The following is a 22,418-nucleotide window of genomic DNA, read 5'->3' on the forward strand; positions in this document are numbered from 1 at the left end:
TCCTTCTTTCCCTTTAAACATAAGATCACTGACCCCTTAAATAGGGATCAGTGTCTATTATTCAAAACGTTTTACTAATATGTGTTAATTAAGGTGCTACTGGAGCTGGAGTGTATTCGATTGACCAAGTAACATCAGCTTGGTAAGTTCCTGCTGAAATGCTTAATCCTGCTGGTACAGTAAGAACAACTGAATCACCTGCTAAACCAGTAGATACATCGTTACGAACGTTTGTAACATCTGCTGCAGATTGTCCAAATTCAGCAGTGTATGTTCCTAAACCAATTGCTCCAGTTGAAGCTGTGTTATCAAATACTTGTTGTGAACCGCCATCTTCAGTTAAAACAAGGTTTTTTGGTGTTGCAGTTGGCCAGTTAGCAACAGGCATATCTGAGTTTAACATTCCGTTAGAGTAAGCAATAGTTGCACCATTTAATAAGTTTGAACCATTTTTAAATTGTTGTGTTAAGTTTGCTCTGATTTCATATGTGTGGTCGTTTCCTGCACGTTTGTCTGTCCATTGTACGAAGTGTCCACGTGTAATATCGTTAGCAGAAGCATCTTTAGTTACTACAGCTGCAGCTTTGTAAGTTTGAGCTGTTGGTGATACACCAATTGTTTGCTCACCGAAGTCTAAGTTAGAAACAGCATCGATTGTGATTGGTCCGCCATTTGGGTTTACAGTGATTACTTCACCTGGATCGATTGTTTCACCTGGTTTTTCTGGGTCAGTTATTTCATTTGTTGAGTTGTCTTCTTTATAGATGATTGTACCTTTACCAGTAAGTGTTTTTGATTCTGTTTCAGCGAATGCTGCTGGTCCTACCAAAGCGCCTGCTGTCATTGTTGCTAATAGTGCTACTGAACTTAATGTTTTGAATTTCATGTGTGTTTCCTCCTAGTTTGTATGTGTGTGTGTTTTATGGTAACTCGGCTAATATCCAAGTTAACTCTGTTTGATATTGTACAGGATGGATCTTAACACCATCTGGTACGGATAAAAAGATTGCTTGATTTCCGTAGACTTCCTGATTCTCAAAATTCTGATCTAGGATCGGCTGATTTTTTTCATCAAGCTTAGGAAATAGAGTATTTGGTTGATCGTGGTTGTTCTCTTTTGAGGCACCAAACGAAATGATCCAAGTTCCTCTTCCTTGTCCTGTTTCAGCAGAAGCTACTGGAAATGTAGTTCCTTGTGCATTCAATTGAATGATATCTTTACTGATTTGGGGCGATTTTTCTTGCGTATAAGCAGTATTTGCCCACGTTTTATCAAACGACAGGACAGCCCCTTTCAGTTCTTTTTCACCATCTTCTTGAATCACATCATTTTTGAATTGATACTCTTGGCGAACTTGAAGTGTCCAGCCTAAACTCTCTGCTCTTGAATCTGTGATCTGCAGGAAGTTTCCTCTTGCAGATGGTCCATCATGAAATAATTGTGCATTTACATAAAAATTACGGTTTGTTTCAGTAATTTTATTACTACCAAAATTCAATGTGGGTGCAAAATCAAATCGAAGTAATCCATCTGTTGAAGGGCCTGGTCCCGGATCAACTGGTTTTTCCGGATTTTCCGGATCTACAGGAGTTTTAGGTACTTCCCCAGTATATTCAATCGTTCCTTTACCAGTAATTGTACCTTCTTCAGCCGATACAGAAAGCGCAGTGCCTTGGATCGTTAAAAACAGTAAACTGACAGTTAAAATCCAGATTTGTTTTTTCATCTGTCTGCCTCCGTTTCTTTTTTACGTTTCTTTAAGAAAAAGAAAACTGCTATGACGATCAACGCGACGCCGCTAAGTCCTATCGAGCCTTTGATTAATTCTCCTGTAGAAGGATATCTTCCAACTGGTTTTTCAACTTTAGGTTCGGAAGGAGTAGACGGTGTTGGTTTTGAAGGCTCTGTTGTTGGTTCTGTTGAGTCTTCGTAAAACGTGATAATACCATCTGTAACTACTTGCCCCCCATTTTGGTTTTCCGCTGCATACGTATCAGATACACTGATTCCGACAAGTGAAAACCCTATAATAGAAGATAACAAGATAGATACTATTTTTTTTCTCATACTTTTCTCTCCTATTATTATGGATTTACTGGGGGTGGACCTGCAACTAATTCCCAAACAATCGTCGCTTCATATTCCCCAGCTTCTACAGATTGACCAGATTCAACTTTCAATTTGAATCCATCTCCTTCTGGCGACCAAGTTCCACTAATGTTATATGGATCGTTATTTTCATTTTTACGTGAAGCAATGGCCTGTGAAGCACCCATTAATGTGATCTCTTTATTTTGATGCACATAACGGATCGCTCTTGGAATATATACACTCGGATCATCAACTTTGGCTAATTCTTTTTCTAAACGCGCATTCAATGTCCAAGTTTCCTGAACAGCACGTCCGTCTTTTACAACTAAATCGTCTCCTTCATAAGAAGGATTGTTGATTTTAGTTCCGCTAGTACTAAATTCAGTTTCTCCAAAATTGATTGTTTTTGGAGCCGAAACGAGTTCTAAAATACCAAAGATACTTCCACCTGGATTATCTACGTTTGCATCTTTTGTGAAAATATCATGCGCCCGCTCAGGATCATCTGCACCTTCAACGAAGGCTCCAGATTCTCTTGGAGAAAATCCAGTCGCTGTACCAATATTATTCACTGTTTTACCGACAGCAGATTGTTCAACTTCCGTCTTAAACGTTACGATCGCTGATTCTCCAGCTTTTAAATTCCCAGCTTTTACAGTTAACAAACGTGAATCAACATCATAAGTGTAATCCGTATCTTTTACAGCTTCTGTACCATTGATCGTGACATCGGCTGTAAGAGGGTCGAACGTTAAACCTGCAGGAATAGTATCAGTAATAGAAACATTATTCCAAACTGCGCCAGATCCAGCTTCTTTCCCATTAGTGGCTGTTAAAGTATATGTCAGAGTATCTCCAACCTGTGTGGTAGAGCCACCAGTAGACACTACTTTTTTATCCATCAATGGTTTATCTGGTATGACATCTTCCACTGTGTATTTCGTTGCAGCTTTAAATGTCGCATCACGATAAGTCATATCTGCTGCTGGATTGATATTACCAGTATCAGTATTCGTAGAAGGAGCTGCAGGAGTAAGTGTTTCAGTAATTTTTGCAGCGTTATCTTCTAAGAAGATTTGTATGACATCGCCTTTTTCTAAATAATGGGGTAGATTGTACGTCCATGTGCCATCATCATTTACAAGCCCAACCATCGATTGACGAACACCATTAATGTCAAGATAAATTTTTGCTTTTGGTTCCGCACCTTCACCAGTCAATTGCTTCATTCCGTTAGTAACTTTACCACCCGTTACAACTGCCGGTTCCGGCGGTGTGACATCGATAACCGTCGTTGCTTCATCTGGCTCTGAAATCCAAGGTCCTCTGACAGCATGTGCACTGATCTGTTTACCAGCAATATTGAATTTTGTATCAGTAAAAGGTGCAAGTCCTCCATCTAAAGTTGATGCAGTATGTGTTTCATTGTAAGTATCTGTATAGGTTACAGATGCTTGATCTTTAGAAGCATAAACTGGAATTAATTTGACATTTCCATTTTCATCAAATTCATCAGATGGTGTCATTCCTATCTTAACTTTTGCTTGATAAGTTTTGTCCGCATCTGTTACAGGCGTCCATTCCATTGTAGGTTTAGCATTCATTCCAGTGATTCTTCGATAATTTGTAAATCTGAATGGTTGTAGTCCAGGCTCAGAAGTTGTAATCACATTCGTACCAGTAGAGCTAAAGTTAGTAACTAAAGCATACGTTTCTTGTGATGGTCCAGCCATATCCTTACCGACATTCCATAGATCGATATCAGAATCGGTTATGTTAAATGTTTGCGTTGCCACAGCTGTCACTGCAATAGCTCTCCCGCTATTATTCCGGTTTCGTATATCATAGCCTTTAGGTGAGTTCAGTGTTAGAGAACGATTACTTCCTCCATTCAGTCCAACGACACCACCAGTTGTGTTTCCAACAATATATAAGCTCCCTGTTGGTTCAACAACGACTGACGCATCATTTGAAGAATATTGAAGAACTTCTCCTGTTCCACGACTCAGTAAGTTAACTACAGCATTTGCTTTTACCGTCATAACCCCAGGATTATCAAATCGTACAGAGTTTCCAGCCATATTTGCATTGTAAATTGAGTTTTCCCCAACTTCTAATTCTTTATAGTAGCTGAATACAGATGGGTATGTCGGATTATTTCCTCTATTTTGTAAGTAAACATAACTGCGTTTTCCCACAATATATTTTTGAGCGGCTCCAGTATCAGTCCCCGATGAGTTTTGTTCATACCAGACCAAAGACCAAGGAGATGTAGTATTCACACCATACCATTCAGTTCCATCTTCAATAATGACACTACCAGCGTAAAAGTTTTCAGAGGTTGTGTATAACGTCATTTTCCCATAGACAGTGATTTCACTTCTTGTTCCACGAATCAAACGAGCTACCTTTTCGCCATTAACTTCTTCAAAGCTGCGAATATCCCCAACTCTAAAATACCAATTTCTTGCATAGGTCGTTCCATTGTTTCCCATAATAAATGCCCAACTGTAAGTTCCTCCGTTATACCCAGCATCTGTTACACTTTGCTTGATAGACATATTATGCACATGGACAAAGCCGATTCCATCAGTTGGTGTATTAGCTAAGCGAAGTGTCTGATCATTTAAATCAAGTAAAAAACCACCACCATCAATTTCAATAGACTTAGATCTTTCACCTAAGTTACCAGCGGTTCCACTGACTGCTCTATTTGAAATATTTTGTGTCATCGTGATTTTAGTAACTGAATTGTCTTGATAAGCTAACTTGAAATCTGCCCAAGTTCCAACGGTTGCTTCATTTTGCAATGGATTGAATCCAAATCTTGTATTAGCAGCATCATTTGCCGCAGCCTTTTCTTCGGCTGTTGCAGGAACAGGTCCCACATTCTGCTCTGTTGTTGCATCAGCTGTTGGCGTTAAATCCAAGCTTTTTGCAACAATCTTATCAACTAATGTTGACTCATCGGCTGCAAATTCAACCTTAGTAGAACTCAACACTTCTTGAGCTACATTTAGTAATGTGATCTTTCCAGATTCACTCTGACCATCTTTATTAGCAAAGAAAGTTATTTGTACAGGCTTTTCACTCACTTTTGTAGTAATTCTTTTGATTTTAATATCATCTGTATCTTCTATTACTATATTCTTTTTATCTTCCTCCAGAACACCATTGTTTAAATCAGCAGCATCCAAATTGTCAAAACCTTCAAGCGAAAGCATCAACTCATCATCTATTGGTTCAGCAATAGTTATTTTAACTGGTATTTGACCAGCAGCATTTACCGTTTCTGTTTCAATAGAATACTTTTCTTCTGATGCCTTCATCGGAGTACTATTTTTTAATAAAAGAGTAGAGAAAATACTAACCAATAAGACTAATGCAATAGTAAGGTAAGACTTTTTTCCGATTTTCATATCTTTCAACTCCTCCCCAAAACATTTTTTGTGTGTCTGTCTTAATTGAACACACAATCTATTTCGATTTTTCTTGCCAAGTGTTTCATTTTTTGATACATTCACATTGCAGGGAAAATTGGCGCTGAATTTATGACTTGTTTCCGATTGAGAATGGCTGTTCTCAATTCGGATGTCATCAAAGGAGCACTGATTTTCTCTCTTTGTTTATGTGTTTACATCTGGCTAGAAAAAAAGAAACCAATTAAATTCGTTTTTTTATCACCGTCATCGTTCTCTTTAGAACAACCGCCATGACATTATTGTGTCCTCATGTTTTGAAGCTATGTTATAGGGCTAATTTGTAGCCTTTTGAACGAACTGTTTTAATATATACAGGGCGAGCAGCATCTGTTTCGATTTTCTGCCTTAAATGAAAAATCAGATTCGACACACGATATTGTTTATCGTTCCCTTCATTTTCCCAAACATTTTTATAGATTTCTTCATAAGATACAGCGACTCCCTGCTGTGTCTGCAAAAATTCAATCGCCTTGAATTCCAGCTTTGTCAGATTGATTTCTGTTCCATTCAATACAACACTATAGTTGCATGGTCTCAAATGAAAATCAGAACCGCTTGCTGATTTCGTAGATTGCTCTTTCCTATCTATAGATGCTCCATCTTTGTTCTTGCAACGATTCAATGTATTCGTCAAGAAAAGCTTGCTAACTTCAAAATCAAGCTCTTCATCCAATATCCCATCTGCTCCGAGTTGAAGATATACAATATGATTCATATTGTTCTTTCTATTAGAAATGACCCAAACAAATGGATTACTTTCTTTTTTTATCAAGATGATCAACTCGCAGATCATACCAATATTTTGCGAATGATTTTCTTCGATAATAATGCCATCATACTTATTCGCATTTTCAGCTGCTTCATCTTTCGAAATCAAATTTACATGTAATTGGGTATTTCTCAATGCTTCTATGTACTTCTCTTTATCGAGCTCATTAAATGAAACAAATCCTATGTCATACATCATGCTGCTCCCCTTTAAAGTATTCTGCCACACATCCATTTTTCTAATTTATATGTATTCTCTATTAAAAAAACGTGATATTCTAGATATAATATTGATATAATTCCTAAACTAAAATTAGTTTAATCTATTTCATTTGTTAAGTCTATGTTTTTTCGGTCTTTTTTTTATCATTTTTTTAATTAAAAACACAAAAAATTGAGAATTATGTGAAGTAAAATCGCTGTAAAGCCTGGCAATCAGTATAAAATTTAAATATATTTTAAAAGAAAAAAACTCAATAATAACACGAGGGATATAGAGAAACATTAAGTTTTACTAACTATGGTATAATCAATAGAATGAGGTGGACAAAATGAAGAGAATCAAGGATTTACAAGAGTTGGTGAGTTATTTCAGTGAGGATAAAACGTTTATTCATGATGGCTATTACCGTATTAGAATACTTGATAAAGAGACGATTGAACTAGCTTTCTTAGTTGCAGGACCTTGCGGGGATACTCTCGTGCATCCGCAAATCACAGTCACCTTAACAGAATCAAGTGCTCTAGCTATTAAAATGATAGATATGTACGTCACTCCACCATTGTTTTTGACGCGAGAAGAATCAAATAAACAAGAGATCGATCAAGAGCTTGACAAATTAATCGGAAAATTTCTTAATATAAAAAATAAAAATACCAAGATTTTCTAATTAATCTTGGTATTTTTTAATAATTTAATATAAATACTAAATGAAAATAATTCCAAACAAATTGAACTTCATTTTCATATAGCTAGTTCAAATCAATAAAATTTAATAATAAATACAGTGCTAAGACATTAAGTGATTACATTTTATGAACGCTATGTGCACTTTCAATTCCTCCACAAGCTTCCTTGCACGCTTGGTTGATCAACATAAATGCACTTTTTGCACGATGTAATCCACGTTTATATTTGACTTCATCGATCACTTCACACTTATCATTCAATGCTTCCAACCAAAAGTAAATCCCCTCTTTATAAATATCTAAGCCTTCCAACAAGATTTTTGTCGCTTCCTTTTCTCCATAGAAGACTAAATTTTTTCTAAAGCTTCCTTCTTCTATAAAGAAACGGTTCACATTGTTGCGACAAAATAAATAAGTATCTTTTCCTTTTCTGTTGATCGCTTGACTGCAGCTGTTCTCTTGAACTTCCTTAGCGATGGCATTAAAAATCTCATTGTAGACTTCAACTCTTTGCATTACTGACAAAATCATATCTGTATAACTAAACATAATGCTCTCTCCTCCCATTACTAAGCAGTAAAAAACACTGACTTGTATTTATTATAGTCTCCCTTAATCTTTTATATCAAGTAATATGCTATTAAAATGGATTTTTTTGTCATTTTTTTCATTCTTACACCTATTTTTTTTAAACTACAGCAACAAAAAAAGCCCATTTAGCCACATATATAGCGGTTTTCGAGCTTTTCTCTATTTTTTCCAATATTAAACAAAGTTATTTATATTATTTTCCAAAAATATAAATGTAATCGTTTGAATTACATTAGTTCATTCCTTCTTTTTATTCATTTCACTTACTTGCTCTTGCAATTCACTTAGTAATTCAATTTGAATATGCTGCATTTGAACCAAGTGCTGCCATTGGCTATTGATTAGATAATCCATTTTCTCATGCAGCAGATTGACTTCGATTTCAGCTTTTAGATTTACTTTATAGTCATTATTGGCCTGCTCACGATCTCTTGCTTCTTGACGATTTTGGCTCATCATAATCACTGGCGCTTGAATCGCAGCTAAACAAGACAATGCAAGATTCAATAAAATAAACGGATATCTATCAAAAGGTTTCCCCAATAGTTGCGTTGAATTAAGGATGATCCAAACGACTAAAACGATGATAAAAATGAAAATAAATGGCCAGCTGCCGCCAAATTTGGCAATAGCATCTGCTGTTTTTTGTCCAATAGTTAAATTTTTTTCTACAGTCGTATTCAGATTATTGGATATCGTTTCATTATTTTTAATTGTTTGAACAATGCTTTCATTTAGTTTTTCCATTATCATAGAATCACTTTTTATCATTATTTTCATATAATCCAAACGGTAATTCAATAATTCGTGAAAAAGTATATAGGAATCTTCTGTTAAATCTGGTCGTTGTTTCAAAATAAATTGTCGAATTTCTTCTTCGACGTTTTTTAGCTGCATTTCATTCACTTCGGTCTGCTTTTCATGGGTATGTCGCATCATATCCTCACACTCCTGATATTCTATAGCTCTATCATACAACGAGAATGAAGATTCAGATATTATTCTGCACTAAAAACATACTAAGATTAGAGGGTAAAGTCACCGACGGATGACTTTACCCTCTATTTCCTTTTTTAGGTCTATAGTAAAGAGTGAAAGGAAGATCGACCATGCTCTCTTGGACTTCGAGTCCCTACAAAAAAACGGTCTCCTTCACTGTCATTTTAAAATCTGTTTTAAGTATGTTGGGGCTTCGAGCTCGTGTTAAGGAAATTAGACATGAAATGAAACAGTGAAGTACCTTTCAAAAAAAAAGAAAGAAGATGAACGTATGACATATGTACTTGCATTAGATGTTTCGATGGGGAAAAGTTATCACGTGCTTTACGAAGATGAGCGTTGTCTCTCCGAGGGAGAGATTACTCATACCAAATTTGGCTTTGATTATTTGCTTCAAGAAATTCAACAGTTACCCGAACTGCCTAGTATCGTATTTGAATCGACCGGTATTTACTCAAGAGTGATTGAAACCTTTTGTCAAAATAATCACTTACTTTATTGTCTATTGAATCCTTTGGAAGCAAAAAAACAGCTGGATAGCGGTCTTCGTGTGCTTAAAACGGATAAACAAGACGCACATCGACTAGCACAAACTCACTGCCAGTATGAGCGGAAAATTAAGAAACTCCAACCTGATATTTATGAAGAATCCCATGATTTAGCTCGCTTTTATCAAGAGATAGAAGCAGAAATCAAGCGACTAAGAATGTACTTACACACGGCTCTTCAACTTAGTTTTCCGGAATTGGAACGCCTTTTTTCGAATCGATTGTCAAAATTATCATTGAATCTTATCGAGCTGTTCCCTCATCCAGAATGCTTAGCGGGATTTAGTCAAACTCAAATAAAAAATATTTTGAAAAAGAGCACAGACAAACGTCTTTCGGATAAAAAAGCCTTAGAAAAAGCGCAACAGCTCCTTTCATTGGCTTCTACTTCCTATCCAGCGACGACGAAAACGAGCATTCAAGTACAGAAAGTTCGTTATTACGCCCGCCAATTAAAAGAACTTCTTCACTCAAAAGAAACGGTGTCTAAGCAACTGATCGAACAAACAAGACCCTTACCAGAATTTGATCTTTACCGAAGTGTTCCGGGGATTGGTGAAGTATCTGCCGCATTAATTATTGGTGAAATTGGCGATATTCGCCGATTTGAAAATCATAAGAAAGTGAATGCGTTTGTTGGGATAGATACCCGTAGGTATCAATCTGGTAAATACCTAGCCCAAGACCATATCAATAAACGTGGCAACCCCAAGGCTCGAAAGCTCCTTTATTTTACCGTGAAAAATATGATTCGCCAGCAAGCTGCCGCGCCTAATCATATCGTGGATTACTATTATAAATTAAAAACGCAACCTTTATCCAAAAAGGATAAGGTTGCGACCGTAGCCTGCATGAACAAACTACTAAAGTGTCTCTATTCCATGATCAAGAATGAGACAAGGTACGACTATGCGCACACGGTCTCTATGGACCAATAAGACCAAGTCTTATATATTAATTATAGCACCCTGCTGGAAAAAAAACATACTCATCAGGGTTATTTATCGTGAACTTTTTTCTAAAATATTCCCTTCGTCTACAAACGATTAAAATATCTTTGATTATTTCTTTATTTTTCTCTTGACTAATCGTAGGAAAGAGAATGGGACAGAAGTGTTTAATCCCAAGAAATAAGAAAGAATTCTCAAAAATTGTTCTTCAAATTTTTGAGAATTCTGGCTTATTTCCGAAGGGATTGCTTCTGCTCCCACCGTTTATCTGGATTTCAAATGTCTAGGATATGACTTACAGAGTTATGTCTCAAACACTCTATCCTTAGATTTTTATTTTGTTTCTTTATAGACATTTTTTAGTGTCAATGGTGCAGCAAAAGTATGATAGCTCAGACCTTTGACCTGTGGATTTTGTAAAACAGATTGCTGATTTTGACTGATTATGATCATTCCAGCAGTTTCTTCGATTGCTTCCTTTTCGGCGGCAATCAATGTTTCCCAGCGTTTTTGTAATTCTGTGGCATATTTTTGTGAAGCGTCATCCAGCAATGCATCATACGTTGGATTTGAGTAATTACGGTCATTTCCGCTTCGTAACATATTTAGTGTAGAAATCGGATCTTGGTAGTCTGGTGTCCAATAAATCAGAAACATGTCATAATCACTTTCTCTACTCAAATTTAAAGCTGTTTCTGTTGGTAAAGCTGTAACATTGATCGTTAACCCAGAAAATAGTTTTTCTAAGCTTCCTTGTAAGCTTTCTCCCATTTTTTTATACGAACCATCATCCGTTACCATCAAGTCGATCGTGATGTTATCCCCTAGTTCTTTTTTAGCTTGCTCCCAATAACTAAGTGCTGCTTTTTCATCATAAGTCATCAAATCTCCGGCTTCTTCTCTAAAATCGACACCTGTTTCAGGATTGCTGACAAAACCTTCTGTCACTGCGCCATACAAAGGTTTTGATCCATCCGCAATAATATTATTGACCAGATTTTCTTTATCGATACCAAGTGACAGAGCTTTTCTTAGATTTTCATTTTTTAATGGGGTATCTTTCCCTTTTCGTTTTTGATTCAAACGAATATAATTCATTGTTGCTGTTGGATAAGAGTGATAATCTGGATTGCTTTGATTTTGTTTGGCTAATTCGCCTGTGATCGTTGCAACATCCAGCTGACCATCTTCAAATAAATTTAAAGCAGTCGATGCTTCTTTGATTACTTCATAATGAATACTATCCGATTTTACATTTTCATGATCCCAGTAGTTTTCATTTTTCTTTAGATCCCAGCTTAAATCTGTCTGTTTCCAGTTTTCAACAATAAACGGACCATTATACACAACGTTCTCACTAGTTGTGCCGTAATCTGTCCCTAATTCCTCTACAACCTTTTGATTTTGCGGGAAGAAAGTTGGAAAAGCTAAAACTGAGGTAAAGTATGGTTTTGCTTCTTTCAATTTGACCTCTAAAGTCTGATCATCGATTGCTTTGACTCCAAGTTCTTCAACAGGTTTTTTCCCATCAGAAATATCCTCTGCATTCAGGATCGTATCTTTAACTAAAAAACTATAAACATAACCATTTTTTGGATCGATCATCTTTTTCCAGGCATATTCAAAATCTTTCGCTGTTACAGGATCATCATTGCTCCATTTAGCATCTTCTCTTAACTCGATCGTATATGTTTTACCATCTTCAGATATTTCAGGCATCTCTTTAGCAGCTGCTGGAATCAATTGATCCTTATCATCCAAAGCATAAAGACCTTCAAATGCTGCTGTTTGCACAATAGCATCAGGAAAATCCAACATTACAGAAGTATCTAAGGTTGTCAGCTCAGAAGCCGACATCAACCGAAGCGGTGTCGGTTTTGCTGCATCTTCTTGTTTTGTTCCAGAACATCCTGAAATAATCGTCACCATCACAGTCATTCCAATAATTGATTGAATTATTTTTTTCATACATTTCTCCTTCATTACTTTTTTATGTGCGTTCAACTAACATCCAAACAACGACAGCAGGCTCATCTCCGTCATTATAATTGATATGTCCCTCTCCAGCTTCGATCAATTGTGCATCGCCTGGTTTTCCTACTAGATCTTGCCCATCTTCTAAGATCGTATGTGCTTTCCCTGATACCACATAAGAATATTCATCCTGCTCATGTCTAGCAAATCCTTCTAGAGGTCGTTTTTCTCCTGGTTGTAAAACGATCAAGCCCATTTGGACTTTGTCATTCGGCTGATTTTCTGTATCGAAAAAAATCGTCATTTCTTGGGGCAATGTCGGTTTAATGATCATTTCTTTTCCAGCTCCTTTTTTGGTTATTTTTTTATTATTACCTTAACGTTTAGATAAGTCAATGATATTTTAGAAAATTCTGATTTTTTAGATAATGATCGTAAAAAAAAGAACTGGGACATCATTCTATGAGCTATACCCCGGTTCTTTCAGCATCGAATAAACACTACTTCTATGCTAAGCTTCGATCAGATCATCTACCAAAATTATAAATACTAAAGCACCAAGAGCTGAACAATGCTGCTTCCACCTCTATAAAATTCAATCCCAATAGCCTTGGTGGACAGCAGCTGCTGCTGTCTCGATTTCTGGAAAAGGCCCAATGATTTGAATATCTTTTTGTCCATGTTTGATGATTTCTTCTGATGGTAAATCAAATGTTGGATTTTGCTCATTATCTCCCGTTAGCTCTAATAAGCGTTTTTCTGTCATTGCATAAACGATCGTGCCAATATTTCCCCAATAGATCGCTCCGGTACACATTGCACAGGGCTCTGCGGTTGTATACAACGTGCATTCCCATAAAAACTCTTTGCTGTAGTGCTGGGATGCCCTCGCCGCTAACGTTGTTTCAGCATGTCCGGTACAGATTTTTTCTGTGATCTCGATATTCTCCTGCTCCAAAAGAATGTTTCCTTCTTTGTCTGCTAGTAACGCACCAAATGGCGTGTTCCCATGTTCTCTAGCTGCTTGCGAAATTTCGATACAGCGATTCAACAGCTCAATGTGTTGCTTTTTAGTCATAGATACTCTCCTATCTAATTTTTATGCTAACAGAAAGCGGTGATTCAAGATTTCTATTGTTCCTTTATCTAAACCGATCGCTTGTTTCAAATAGGTAGAAATATCACCGTACTGAGCTTCTACAGTTTGATAAAAATTATCTAAATAACTGCTATCTACATTCAAGGCGACATGCAATGCTTCCAAATTTGCTTCCTCCAAATTTGTTTTTCTGGCTTGTTCTAAAATCATTGCATTTTCTTTCTTTCTTAACTCATTTGTCTTTAAATAATCTGTGTAAATCTCTTTTCTAGAGACGTTTAGTGTTTCTAGAACAAGTGCTGCGGCGATTCCTGTACGGTCTTTTCCTGCAAAACAATGGAATAAAATACTTTCTTGTTCCTGTAATGCTAAAATTTCTTCAAAAAATTTATTATAGCCTTTTTGAGAAGTCGTATTCAAAGCAATATCTCCATAGAGTTTTGCCATATAAGAAGCAGATTTCTCTGGAGAACCGATTTTAACAAAGTCTCCTATTGATGCGCCCTCATCTTGAATATCTTCTAAAATATCTATATGAATGTACTCAGACTTCGGAACAGACATATCTGGTCGTTCTTCTACTTCCAACTCACTTCTTAAATCGATGATTTTACCTAAATGATAATTTTTCTCTAAACGCTGTTCGTCTTCTTTCGTCAGACTGGATAATTCGCCTGATCTTAGAAATACATCTGTTTTAAGTTTCTTTCCTTCTTTATTTTTAATTCCACCAATGTCTCTAAAATTTGTAATAGTTACCATAATTACCCACCTTTTCCCTTTTTTCTTACTTTCATTATACACAAAAATTTATCTGGATTACCTTTTTCCCAGCATTTTATAGAAAATAAGGTTGAAACAATCGAAATAAATTGTTTCAACCTTATCCAAATTATTTTTCTCCAGCTTCAACGTAGCTTAGGTCATTGACTTTATCTAATGTATATTTTCCGTCTTTATATTTCACTGTACATACACTGGCATTTTTCAATCCACCTTCTGGGATTTTGAAGTCATCAAACAATGTATCTAATAAAGCAGAGATACTCAAACCATGAGAGGTGATCAAAACATTCCCACTACCTGGGTTCTTCATTTCTTTTTCTACGATATCTTCAACACCTGCTTTAAGTCTTGTCGTAATCGTTTCATAATCTTCTGCCGGCCAGTTGATTTTTGCTTCTTCTACATTTTTAGCGTCAAGTTTTGCGACACTGTTTGCAAATGATTCTGGTGTCATGTTTTTCATGAACTCTTCTAAGGTTACACCTTGGTCGTCAGCAATATCTTGCCACATTGTATGATTTAAATCGCCTTCGTACGTACCAAAGTTAAACTCTCTTAAACGCTCATCTGTAATTACTTTTAAATCAGACGATTTTTCATTTTCCTTAATGATTAGATTAGCAGTTTGAATGGCACGACCACTATCACTACTATAAGCATTTTGGAATTCAATATCTTTCAACCCAACTCCAGCTGCTGTTACAACTTCTTCACCAGCTTTTGTCAAGACTGCATCTGACCATCCTTGAACACGATCTGTTGTATTCAACATTGTTTTTCCGTGGCGAACGATATACAAAGTTAACTCTTCTGGCGTTTTTTTAGCATCCGAGGCGTCTTCTTTTGCTCCGCCATTACCACAACCTGCAACAACCAATACTCCTAACATCAACACACCTAATAGTTTAACAATTTTTTTCATTTTAACTCCTCCTTTTTTTATGCGTTCGTCAAATCTTCCCCATTTGTCGCAATGACTTTTTTATACCAGTCGAATGACTTTTTCTTCGAGCGTTTCAATGTACCATTTCCGTCATTGTCGCGATCGACATAGATGAATCCGTACCGTTTTTTCATTTCTCCTGTTCCAGCTGACACAAGGTCGATACAGCCCCACGTTGTATAACCAAGTAGATCGACACCATCTAACTCCACGGCATCTTTCATTGCTTGAATATGTGCCGCTAAATATTCGATGCGGTAATCGTCAGCCACATAGCCGTTTTCATCTGGTGTATCCACAGCACCTAAGCCGTTTTCCACGATGAATAATGGTTTTTGATAGCGGTCATACAAGTCATTCATTGTTACACGTAAGCCAAGCGGATCGATCTGCCAGCCCCATTCACTTGCTTCCAAGTAAGGATTTTTTACTGAAGCAAAGATATTGCCAGCTGTTTGTTCATTGACCGCTGGATCTGTTGATTGAACACGTGAAGAATAATAAGAGAAGGAAATGAAATCAACTGTATGCTCTTTCAATAATTCCAAATCGCCCTCTTCGATCGGTAATTCAATGCCTTCACGTTCTAATTCTTTCAGCGCATATGCTGGATATTCGCCACGAGATTGGACATCGATGAAGAAGAAGTTTTCACGGTCTGCTTTACGTGCTGCCCAAACATCTTCTGGTTTACATGTATACGCATAGTTGGTTCCAGCCGCTAACATACAGCCGACCTGGTTTTCTGGATCGACTTCATGGGCGATTTTGGTCGCCACAGCACTAGCTACCAACTCATGGTGAGCAGCCTGGTATTTGACTTGTTCCTTATTTTCTCCTTCTTCAAAATACAAGCCTGCGCCCATAAATGGTGCATGAAGGATCATGTTGATTTCATTGAAGGTCAACCAGTATTTCACTAAACCTTTGTAGCGATTGAAGATCACACGGCATAAGTTTTCGTAAAAACCAACCATTTCACGGCTGCGCCATGCTCCATATTTTTCGACTAAGTGCATTGGACAATCAAAATGGGTGATGGTTACCAATGGTTCGATGTTGTATTTACGGCATTCTTTGAAGAGATCTTCATAATATTTCAAGCCTTCTTCATTCGGTTCAGTCTCATCACCTAAAGGGAAAATCCGACTCCAGGCAATCGATAAACGATAGGTTTTAAAGCCCATTTCTGCAAACAAAGCAATATCTTCTTTGTAGCGGTGGTACATATCGATCGCGTTTTGTGCAGGATAAAAATGCTCATCATCAAACTCAAACATTTTCTTTTCACCAGTGATCACTGGAAAACGGTCGGGTCCGACAGGGGCTAGATCCACATTGGCTAAGCCTCGTCCGCCTTCATTATAGCCGCCTTCACATTGATTGGCCGCTGTAGCGCCGCCCCATAAAAAATCTTTTCTAAATGACATATCAAAATTCCTTTCTTCTTTTAAAACTTACGACAAGATGAAATCATTTTGTCGTAAGCTTCATTCCATTTTACTCTTTATGCTAAACCTGTGATCAAGGTATCATTAGATGTTACTTCTTGATCTTGTGTTTCGACGATATCTAAATAATCTCCGGTATTCGTAACGATTATTGGCGTCTCAACACTATAACCAGCTGCTTTGATTGCCTCCATATCAAATGTTACTAATACTTGGCCTTTCTTAACTTTATCTCCTTGAGCAACTTTAGCTTCAAATCCTTGTCCCTCTAACTGAACAGTATCCATACCAATATGGATCAATAATTCCATTCCTTGGTCTGAAATCAAGCCAATTGCATGTTTTGTTGGGAATAATGTCATGATCGTTCCATCAAATGGTGCACGGACAATTCCTTCAGTCGGTTCGATCAGTACACCTTTTCCTAAAGCGCCTTGTGCAAATGCTTGATCACTTGCTTTACTCAATGGTAAAACGCGTCCTTTCACAGGACTTAATACTGCTTCTTTCATTGCTTTTTGAGCTGGAGAATTTTCTTTTGTCTCTTCTACAACTGCTTCATCTTTCCAGAAGAAGAATGTTAGTAAGAAACCAATTGCAACAGCAATTCCAATTGCGATGAATGAATGAAGTACTCCACTAGCATCATCACCATTAATGAAGTTTAAAACACCAAAGATTCCTAAGCCGCCCATTGTATAAGATGTTACACCATTGATCATTAAGTAAAGACCACCTGCTGCAGCCCCGATCATTGAAAAGATGAATGGTGTCTTTTTAGGTAATGTGATCCCGTAAATCGCCGGTTCAGTTACACCGAAAATTCCTGAAATAATTGCTGGTGGACATAACGCTTTGATTTTTTTATCATTCAATTTGAAGAACATTGCCATAACTACAGCTGTTTGTGCAAAACTTGCCGCAAACGAACCAACTAATACTTGACTGAATCCTTCTTGCGTAATTTGCATGATTGCAAGTGGCACAACACTCCAGTGTAAACCAAAGATAACTAAGACTTGCCAGAAGAAACCTAAAATCAACCCATACAAAGCAGGTGAGAATTCCATCAATGAGCTGAAACCAGTGCTTAAAAGATCTGTCAGCATGCTGATGATTGGTCCAATTACTAAAAAGCCAATTGGTAACGCGATCAATAATACGAAAAACGGTACCAAGAATGTTTGGACAACTTCAGGAATGATTTTCTTAAAGAGTTTTTGAATTTGAGCAGCAAAAGCAACAATAAATATGATTGGTACAACACTACTTGTGTAACCAGCACCAACCCAAGGAATACCTAAAAATGTAGTATAAGCCGGTAATCCTAAAAGGCTGTATGGTGCTGCAGCACCTGCACCTGCCGTTGTTTCAAACGCAGTTTGCAATGCACTACCTTGAACGGATGGGTAGCAAAGAGCTGCTCCGATCACGATTCCGACCATCGGGTTCAAATTGAATTTTCTTCCCGCAGTATAACCTAGAATAACTGGCATGAAGAAAAAGATCGCATCGCCAATCCCATTTAACATGGTGTAAGTTCCAGATGTATTTGAGTATAATTTCAAGAAAACAAGTAAAGCGTTTAAACCTTTAACCATCCCAGCAGCAGCTAATGCACCAAGGAAGGGTTGGAAACAGCCGCTTAAAATATCGATCAAACGATTGAAAAGATTTCCTCCTGAAGATTCTTGTTCAGAATCTGAAGAAATACCGGCAATACTTAAAACGTCTTCGTAAACAGCTGGTACATGGTTCCCAATAACTACCTGATACTGTCCGCCGCTTTTCATGACTGTTACGACGCCATCCATATTTTTCAAAATATCGTCATTTGCTTTTCCTTCGTCTTTCAATTTAAAGCGCAGACGAGTGATACAGTGCGTCAAACTATTGATATTTTCTTTTCCACCTACATTGTCTACTATTTTCTGTGCTAAATCATAATATTTTCCCATTTTTTGTTCCTCCAAAGTTTAGTTTGTATTCAATACTTTTGAAGGTTTAGCCAACTTAATGTCACTACCCAAGGGATGTTGCTCGTTTCTACCCACCTTTCAATTTTTCTTTATTAAAAGATTTGATAATCTTATTCACTATTTGTTTGGACTACGCGTGCGATATGAATAATTAGATACATTTTTTCTTCTTTTGAAATTGTATAATGATAATTGGCCTTTAAGAAATCAGCAATCTTATTTACGCAGTTGTATGCATTTCGGTACTTCTTTTTTATTACTTCATATAATTCATCATCTTCTTCATCATGAAACTCTTTATGATTCAATAATCGATATGAAAAAAATTTTAAATGAGTGCTAAAACGATAAAAATAAACTGAATCTTCATTAAACGTAACTTTAAAATGATACTTAACAATATTTGTGATTTCCTGCATAATTTTGGTCAACTCATACACATTTCCAACTTCTTCATCCATCCCAGCATTGACAAGGTGTAATGCGATAAAACCCGCTTCATCTTCTGGCAGCTGCACATCAAACTTTTCCTTTACCATCTCTAAGGCCTTGTTTCCAATAAAAAACTCATCTGGGAAAAACCGTTTGATATCCCAAAGTAAAAAGTTTTTCACTTCGATTCCCTGTTTCACACGTTCTAACGCTGTATGAAGATGGTCAGTCAACGAAATAAAGATTGTATCATTCAATTTTCGACCAAGCTTAGTCTTTGCATACTTGATGACTTCATCCGACAATTGCATGACTTCTAGCGGCAATTCTCCTAATAACTCTTGAAACTTTAACGACGTATCTTGGTTAGCTAAACGAAAAACTTGATCTACTTGTTCTTCTGATATAGTGTCTCCAATTTTTCTTTTAAAAGCTATTCCTCGCCCCATAACAATTTGTTCCTGGTCATTTGCATCCAACGTGATTACAACATTATTATTCAAAATTTTTTGAATAATCATTTTTTCGCTCCCTTCTCACACAGTACCCCACTCCTTTAATAGTAAAAAAGAAAAACCCAACCTTTCCAAAAAAGAAGATACACTTCTACTTTAGAAAAATCAGGTTTAGCTTGTATTTAAACAATCACTATCCATTTATTTAGCTTTCTAGTACAAACCTAGGATACCCTATACAGAATAAAATGTCAACGTTTTCATAAAAATATTTAAAAGATAAAATAAAAAAGCATTTAGCAAAATACTAAATGCTTTCACTATGACCCGTACGGGAATCGAACCCGTGTTACCGCCGTGAAAGGGCGGTGTCTTAACCGCTTGACCAACGGGCCAGATAAAAATTTTATGGGCCTAAATGGACTCGAACCATCGACCTCACGCTTATCAGGCGTGCGCTCTAACCAGCTGAGCTATAGGCCCTTAAAGAAAAAAAGCGGGTGACGAGAATCGAACTCGCGACAACAGCTTGGAAGGCTGTGGTTTTACCACTAAACTACACCCGCATGTTTCTTCTTAAAAATGGCGCAAGACAGAATCGAACTGCCGACACACGGAGCTTCAATCCGTTGCTCTACCAACTGAGCTACTGCGCCAAAAGCTATAAAAAAGATAACGGTCTGGACGGGACTCGAACCCGCGACCTCCTGCGTGACAGGCAGGCATTCTAACCAGCTGAACTACCAAACCATCCGTTATTGTGTTACGTCACTAATAACTTTTTGCTTTTTCAAGCAATTGCGGGGGCAGGATTTGAACCTACGACCTTCGGGTTATGAGCCCGACGAGCTACCTGACTGCTCCACCCCGCGATAATATATAGCCGATATAGACTATAAAAAGGTGTTTCTCTTGGTGATCACTAGTAAGAATATTTCACTCACTATGGTCATCAATAAAGGAGGATAAGGGATTCGAACCCTTGCACGGTTTTACCCGCCTGACGGTTTTCAAGACCGTTCCCTTCAGCCGGACTTGGGTAATCCTCCGAAATATTAATATATACATGACCCGTACGGGAATCGAACCCGTGTTACCGCCGTGAAAGGGCGGTGTCTTAACCGCTTGACCAACGGGCCTACTTGGAACGGAGAAGGAGGGATTTGAACCCTCGCGCCGGTTTCCCGACCTACACCCTTAGCAGGGGCGCCTCTTCAGCCACTTGAGTACTTCCCCAAGTAAAATATTTATTAATGGGCCTAAATGGACTCGAACCATCGACCTCACGCTTATCAGGCGTGCGCTCTAACCAGCTGAGCTATAGGCCCATAAAGCGGGTGACGAGAATCGAACTCGCGACAACAGCTTGGAAGGCTGTGGTTTTACCACTAAACTACACCCGCAAAAAAAGATAACGGTCTGGACGGGACTCGAACCCGCGACCTCCTGCGTGACAGGCAGGCATTCTAACCAGCTGAACTACCAAACCATCCGTTATTGTGTTACGTCACTAATAACTTTTTGCTTTTTCAAGCAATTGCGGGGGCAGGATTTGAACCTACGACCTTCGGGTTATGAGCCCGACGAGCTACCTGACTGCTCCACCCCGCGATAATATATAGCCGATATAGACTATAAAAAGGTGTTTCTCTTGGTGATCACTAGTAAGAATATTTCACTCACTATGGTCATCAATAAAGGAGGATAAGGGATTCGAACCCTTGCACGGTTTTACCCGCCTGACGGTTTTCAAGACCGTTCCCTTCAGCCGGACTTGGGTAATCCTCCGAAATATTAATTAAGTCACTACAATGGACCTTGTAGGACTCGAACCTACGACCGGACGGTTATGAGCCGTCTGCTCTAACCAACTGAGCTAAAGGTCCTTGGCTCTAATAAGGTATCGCGGCGGAGGGGATCGAACCCCCGACCTCCCGGGTATGAACCGGACGCTCTAGCCAGCTGAGCTACACCGCGATGATAATAAATGTTACTATGGAGCCTAGCGGGATCGAACCGCTGACCTCCTGCGTGCAAAGCAGGCGCTCTCCCAGCTGAGCTAAGGCCCCACAAAAACAAAATCGGGAAGACAGGATTCGAACCTGCGACCCCTTGGTCCCAAACCAAGTGCTCTACCAAGCTGAGCTACTTCCCGTATTTCAAATGCACCCAAAGGGAGTCGAACCCCTAACCTTTTGATTCGTAGTCAAACACTCTATCCAGTTGAGCTATGGGTGCTAATGTCATCTCAAGCAAAGTTGTGATGAATGCCGAGGACCGGAATCGAACCGGTACGGTGATCACTCACCGCAGGATTTTAAGTCCTGTGCGTCTGCCAGTTCCGCCACCCCGGCGAATGAACAAGCTAAGCGGAAAACGGGGTTCGAACCCGCGACCCCCACCTTGGCAAGGTGGTGCTCTACCACTGAGCTATTTCCGCAGTTTGATGCCGGCTAAAGGACTTGAACCCTCGACCCTCTGATTACAAATCAGATGCTCTACCAACTGAGCTAAGCCGGCGTATTTCGCCAAGTTTATCAACGAGACTTAAAATATGCGGGTGAAGGGACTTGAACCCCCACGCCGTAAGGCGCTAGATCCTAAATCTAGTGCGTCTGCCAATTCCGCCACACCCGCAAAATATTTCTATGAGCCGTGCAGGGTTCGAACCTGCGACCCTCTGATTAAAAGTCAGATGCTCTACCAACTGAGCTAACGGCTCAAAAAATGGAGGTTAACGGGATCGAACCGCTGACCCCCTGCTTGTAAGGCAGGTGCTCTCCCAGCTGAGCTAAACCTCCAATACAACACGTTTAGCGCGGCGACGTCCTACTCTCACAAAGGGAAACCCTTCACTACAATCGGCGCTAAGAAGCTTAACTTCTGTGTTCGGCATGGGAACAGGTGTATCCTTCTCGCTATCGCCACCACACTGGGTGTTGTTGTATTCAATTGAGTGA

General features: G+C 38.3%; 17 protein-coding genes, 25 tRNA genes and 1 rRNA gene. 2 read left to right on the forward strand and 41 right to left on the reverse strand.

The genetic code is table 11. The features are described from left to right. Positions 1-88: 88 nt before the first annotated feature. The 5 genes from IGI58_RS04855 to IGI58_RS04875 form a co-directional block, all read right to left on the reverse strand. Entirely contained in the window at positions 89-886 is a 798-nt protein-coding gene (locus IGI58_RS04855) for a WxL domain-containing protein (protein ID WP_429954286.1), read from the reverse strand. Between the two features lie 34 nt (positions 887-920). After that, positions 921-1,727 (reverse strand): WxL domain-containing protein, encoded by an 807-nt coding sequence (locus IGI58_RS04860; protein ID WP_429954285.1) that lies wholly within the window; start codon positions 1,725-1,727, stop codon positions 921-923. After that, positions 1,724-2,068 carry an LPXTG cell wall anchor domain-containing protein gene (locus tag IGI58_RS04865; RefSeq protein WP_429954284.1) on the reverse strand — a complete coding sequence of 115 codons (345 nt, stop codon included), beginning with the start codon at positions 2,066-2,068 and terminating at the stop codon, positions 1,724-1,726. The genes IGI58_RS04860 and IGI58_RS04865 overlap by 4 nt, the downstream gene beginning before the upstream one ends. A gap of 17 nt (positions 2,069-2,085) precedes the next feature. Further along, positions 2,086-5,511, reverse strand: a complete 3,426-nt coding sequence (locus IGI58_RS04870; protein WP_429954283.1) for an isopeptide-forming domain-containing fimbrial protein — start codon at positions 5,509-5,511, stop codon at positions 2,086-2,088. A gap of 328 nt (positions 5,512-5,839) precedes the next feature. Continuing rightward, positions 5,840-6,541, reverse strand: coding sequence for a winged helix-turn-helix domain-containing protein (locus IGI58_RS04875; RefSeq protein WP_242585598.1), 702 nt, complete (start codon positions 6,539-6,541; stop codon positions 5,840-5,842). A 352-nt stretch (positions 6,542-6,893) separates the two neighbouring features. Between IGI58_RS04875 and IGI58_RS04880 the strand changes: the two genes are divergently transcribed. Beyond that, positions 6,894-7,232 carry a hypothetical protein gene (locus IGI58_RS04880; protein WP_429954282.1) on the forward strand — a complete coding sequence of 113 codons (339 nt, stop codon included), beginning with the start codon at positions 6,894-6,896 and terminating at the stop codon, positions 7,230-7,232. 136 nt (positions 7,233-7,368) lie between these two features. On the opposite strand, the gene IGI58_RS04885 is transcribed toward IGI58_RS04880, so the two are convergent. Further along, positions 7,369-7,800, reverse strand: coding sequence for a hypothetical protein (locus tag IGI58_RS04885; RefSeq protein ID WP_087642088.1), 432 nt, complete (start codon positions 7,798-7,800; stop codon positions 7,369-7,371). Between the two features lie 279 nt (positions 7,801-8,079). Next, positions 8,080-8,778 (reverse strand): DUF1003 domain-containing protein, encoded by a 699-nt coding sequence (locus tag IGI58_RS04890; RefSeq protein ID WP_429955364.1) that lies wholly within the window; start codon positions 8,776-8,778, stop codon positions 8,080-8,082. 334 nt (positions 8,779-9,112) lie between these two features. Between IGI58_RS04890 and IGI58_RS04895 the strand changes: the two genes are divergently transcribed. Continuing rightward, a complete protein-coding gene (locus IGI58_RS04895) occupies positions 9,113-10,327 on the forward strand; it encodes an IS110 family transposase (protein WP_429952452.1) in 1,215 nt (404 codons plus the stop codon). A 345-nt stretch (positions 10,328-10,672) separates the two neighbouring features. On the opposite strand, the gene IGI58_RS04900 is transcribed toward IGI58_RS04895, so the two are convergent. From IGI58_RS04900 to rrf, 34 genes are all read right to left on the reverse strand, one after another. After that, entirely contained in the window at positions 10,673-12,307 is a 1,635-nt protein-coding gene (locus IGI58_RS04900; protein ID WP_429954281.1) for a peptide ABC transporter substrate-binding protein, read from the reverse strand. A gap of 22 nt (positions 12,308-12,329) precedes the next feature. Beyond that, on the reverse strand, positions 12,330-12,647 hold the full coding sequence (locus IGI58_RS04905) for a cupin domain-containing protein (RefSeq protein ID WP_162288339.1): 318 nt from the start codon (positions 12,645-12,647) through the stop codon (positions 12,330-12,332). A 261-nt stretch (positions 12,648-12,908) separates the two neighbouring features. Next, a complete protein-coding gene (locus IGI58_RS04910) occupies positions 12,909-13,391 on the reverse strand; it encodes a nucleoside deaminase (RefSeq protein ID WP_087642085.1) in 483 nt (160 codons plus the stop codon). A gap of 21 nt (positions 13,392-13,412) precedes the next feature. Next, positions 13,413-14,174: a tyrosine-protein phosphatase gene (locus IGI58_RS04915; RefSeq protein WP_429954280.1), complete on the reverse strand. Its 762-nt coding sequence runs from the start codon at positions 14,172-14,174 to the stop codon at positions 13,413-13,415. Between the two features lie 130 nt (positions 14,175-14,304). After that, positions 14,305-15,120 carry a histidine phosphatase family protein gene (locus tag IGI58_RS04920; protein ID WP_087642083.1) on the reverse strand — a complete coding sequence of 272 codons (816 nt, stop codon included), beginning with the start codon at positions 15,118-15,120 and terminating at the stop codon, positions 14,305-14,307. Between the two features lie 17 nt (positions 15,121-15,137). Then, positions 15,138-16,571 (reverse strand): 6-phospho-beta-glucosidase, encoded by a 1,434-nt coding sequence (locus IGI58_RS04925; RefSeq protein WP_429954279.1) that lies wholly within the window; start codon positions 16,569-16,571, stop codon positions 15,138-15,140. Positions 16,572-16,648: 77 nt separating this feature from the next. Beyond that, positions 16,649-18,550, reverse strand: a complete 1,902-nt coding sequence (locus tag IGI58_RS04930; protein WP_087642081.1) for a beta-glucoside-specific PTS transporter subunit IIABC — start codon at positions 18,548-18,550, stop codon at positions 16,649-16,651. Positions 18,551-18,681: 131 nt separating this feature from the next. After that, positions 18,682-19,524, reverse strand: a complete 843-nt coding sequence (gene licT, locus IGI58_RS04935) for a BglG family transcription antiterminator LicT (RefSeq protein WP_429954278.1) — start codon at positions 19,522-19,524, stop codon at positions 18,682-18,684. 257 nt (positions 19,525-19,781) lie between these two features. Further along, positions 19,782-19,853: transfer RNA gene (locus tag IGI58_RS04940), tRNA-Glu, on the reverse strand. 14 nt (positions 19,854-19,867) lie between these two features. Beyond that, positions 19,868-19,941: transfer RNA gene (locus IGI58_RS04945), tRNA-Ile, on the reverse strand. Between the two features lie 12 nt (positions 19,942-19,953). Then, positions 19,954-20,024, reverse strand: a tRNA-Gly gene (locus tag IGI58_RS04950). Between the two features lie 17 nt (positions 20,025-20,041). Continuing rightward, a tRNA-Phe gene (locus IGI58_RS04955) sits at positions 20,042-20,114 on the reverse strand. A 20-nt stretch (positions 20,115-20,134) separates the two neighbouring features. Beyond that, positions 20,135-20,208 (reverse strand) — tRNA-Asp (locus IGI58_RS04960). Positions 20,209-20,256: 48 nt separating this feature from the next. Then, positions 20,257-20,330: transfer RNA gene (locus tag IGI58_RS04965), tRNA-Met, on the reverse strand. An 87-nt stretch (positions 20,331-20,417) separates the two neighbouring features. Then, positions 20,418-20,507: transfer RNA gene (locus IGI58_RS04970), tRNA-Ser, on the reverse strand. Between the two features lie 18 nt (positions 20,508-20,525). Further along, positions 20,526-20,597, reverse strand: a tRNA-Glu gene (locus IGI58_RS04975). A 9-nt stretch (positions 20,598-20,606) separates the two neighbouring features. Then, positions 20,607-20,694: transfer RNA gene (locus IGI58_RS04980), tRNA-Ser, on the reverse strand. An 18-nt stretch (positions 20,695-20,712) separates the two neighbouring features. Continuing rightward, positions 20,713-20,786 (reverse strand) — tRNA-Ile (locus tag IGI58_RS04985). 4 nt (positions 20,787-20,790) lie between these two features. Then, positions 20,791-20,861: transfer RNA gene (locus IGI58_RS04990), tRNA-Gly, on the reverse strand. Positions 20,862-20,873: 12 nt separating this feature from the next. Further along, positions 20,874-20,947: transfer RNA gene (locus IGI58_RS04995), tRNA-Asp, on the reverse strand. 48 nt (positions 20,948-20,995) lie between these two features. Beyond that, positions 20,996-21,069, reverse strand: a tRNA-Met gene (locus IGI58_RS05000). A gap of 87 nt (positions 21,070-21,156) precedes the next feature. Further along, positions 21,157-21,246, reverse strand: a tRNA-Ser gene (locus IGI58_RS05005). A gap of 24 nt (positions 21,247-21,270) precedes the next feature. After that, positions 21,271-21,344: transfer RNA gene (locus IGI58_RS05010), tRNA-Ile, on the reverse strand. Between the two features lie 17 nt (positions 21,345-21,361). Next, positions 21,362-21,435, reverse strand: a tRNA-Met gene (locus IGI58_RS05015). A gap of 19 nt (positions 21,436-21,454) precedes the next feature. Next, positions 21,455-21,527, reverse strand: a tRNA-Ala gene (locus IGI58_RS05020). Between the two features lie 12 nt (positions 21,528-21,539). After that, a tRNA-Pro gene (locus IGI58_RS05025) sits at positions 21,540-21,613 on the reverse strand. Positions 21,614-21,622: 9 nt separating this feature from the next. Next, a tRNA-Arg gene (locus IGI58_RS05030) sits at positions 21,623-21,696 on the reverse strand. A gap of 30 nt (positions 21,697-21,726) precedes the next feature. After that, positions 21,727-21,812: transfer RNA gene (locus IGI58_RS05035), tRNA-Leu, on the reverse strand. A 14-nt stretch (positions 21,813-21,826) separates the two neighbouring features. Beyond that, a tRNA-Gly gene (locus IGI58_RS05040) sits at positions 21,827-21,898 on the reverse strand. A gap of 7 nt (positions 21,899-21,905) precedes the next feature. Continuing rightward, a tRNA-Thr gene (locus IGI58_RS05045) sits at positions 21,906-21,978 on the reverse strand. Between the two features lie 35 nt (positions 21,979-22,013). Next, a tRNA-Leu gene (locus tag IGI58_RS05050) sits at positions 22,014-22,095 on the reverse strand. Positions 22,096-22,107: 12 nt separating this feature from the next. After that, positions 22,108-22,180: transfer RNA gene (locus IGI58_RS05055), tRNA-Lys, on the reverse strand. Positions 22,181-22,186: 6 nt separating this feature from the next. Then, positions 22,187-22,259: transfer RNA gene (locus IGI58_RS05060), tRNA-Val, on the reverse strand. Between the two features lie 15 nt (positions 22,260-22,274). Beyond that, positions 22,275-22,390 (reverse strand): 5S ribosomal RNA (gene rrf / locus IGI58_RS05065). Positions 22,391-22,418: the final 28 nt, after the last annotated feature.

Origin of the sequence: Enterococcus sp. AZ020, from assembly GCF_050499205.1 — a bacterium.
Classification (GTDB): Bacteria; Bacillota; Bacilli; order Lactobacillales; family Enterococcaceae; genus Enterococcus_L; species Enterococcus_L dunnyi.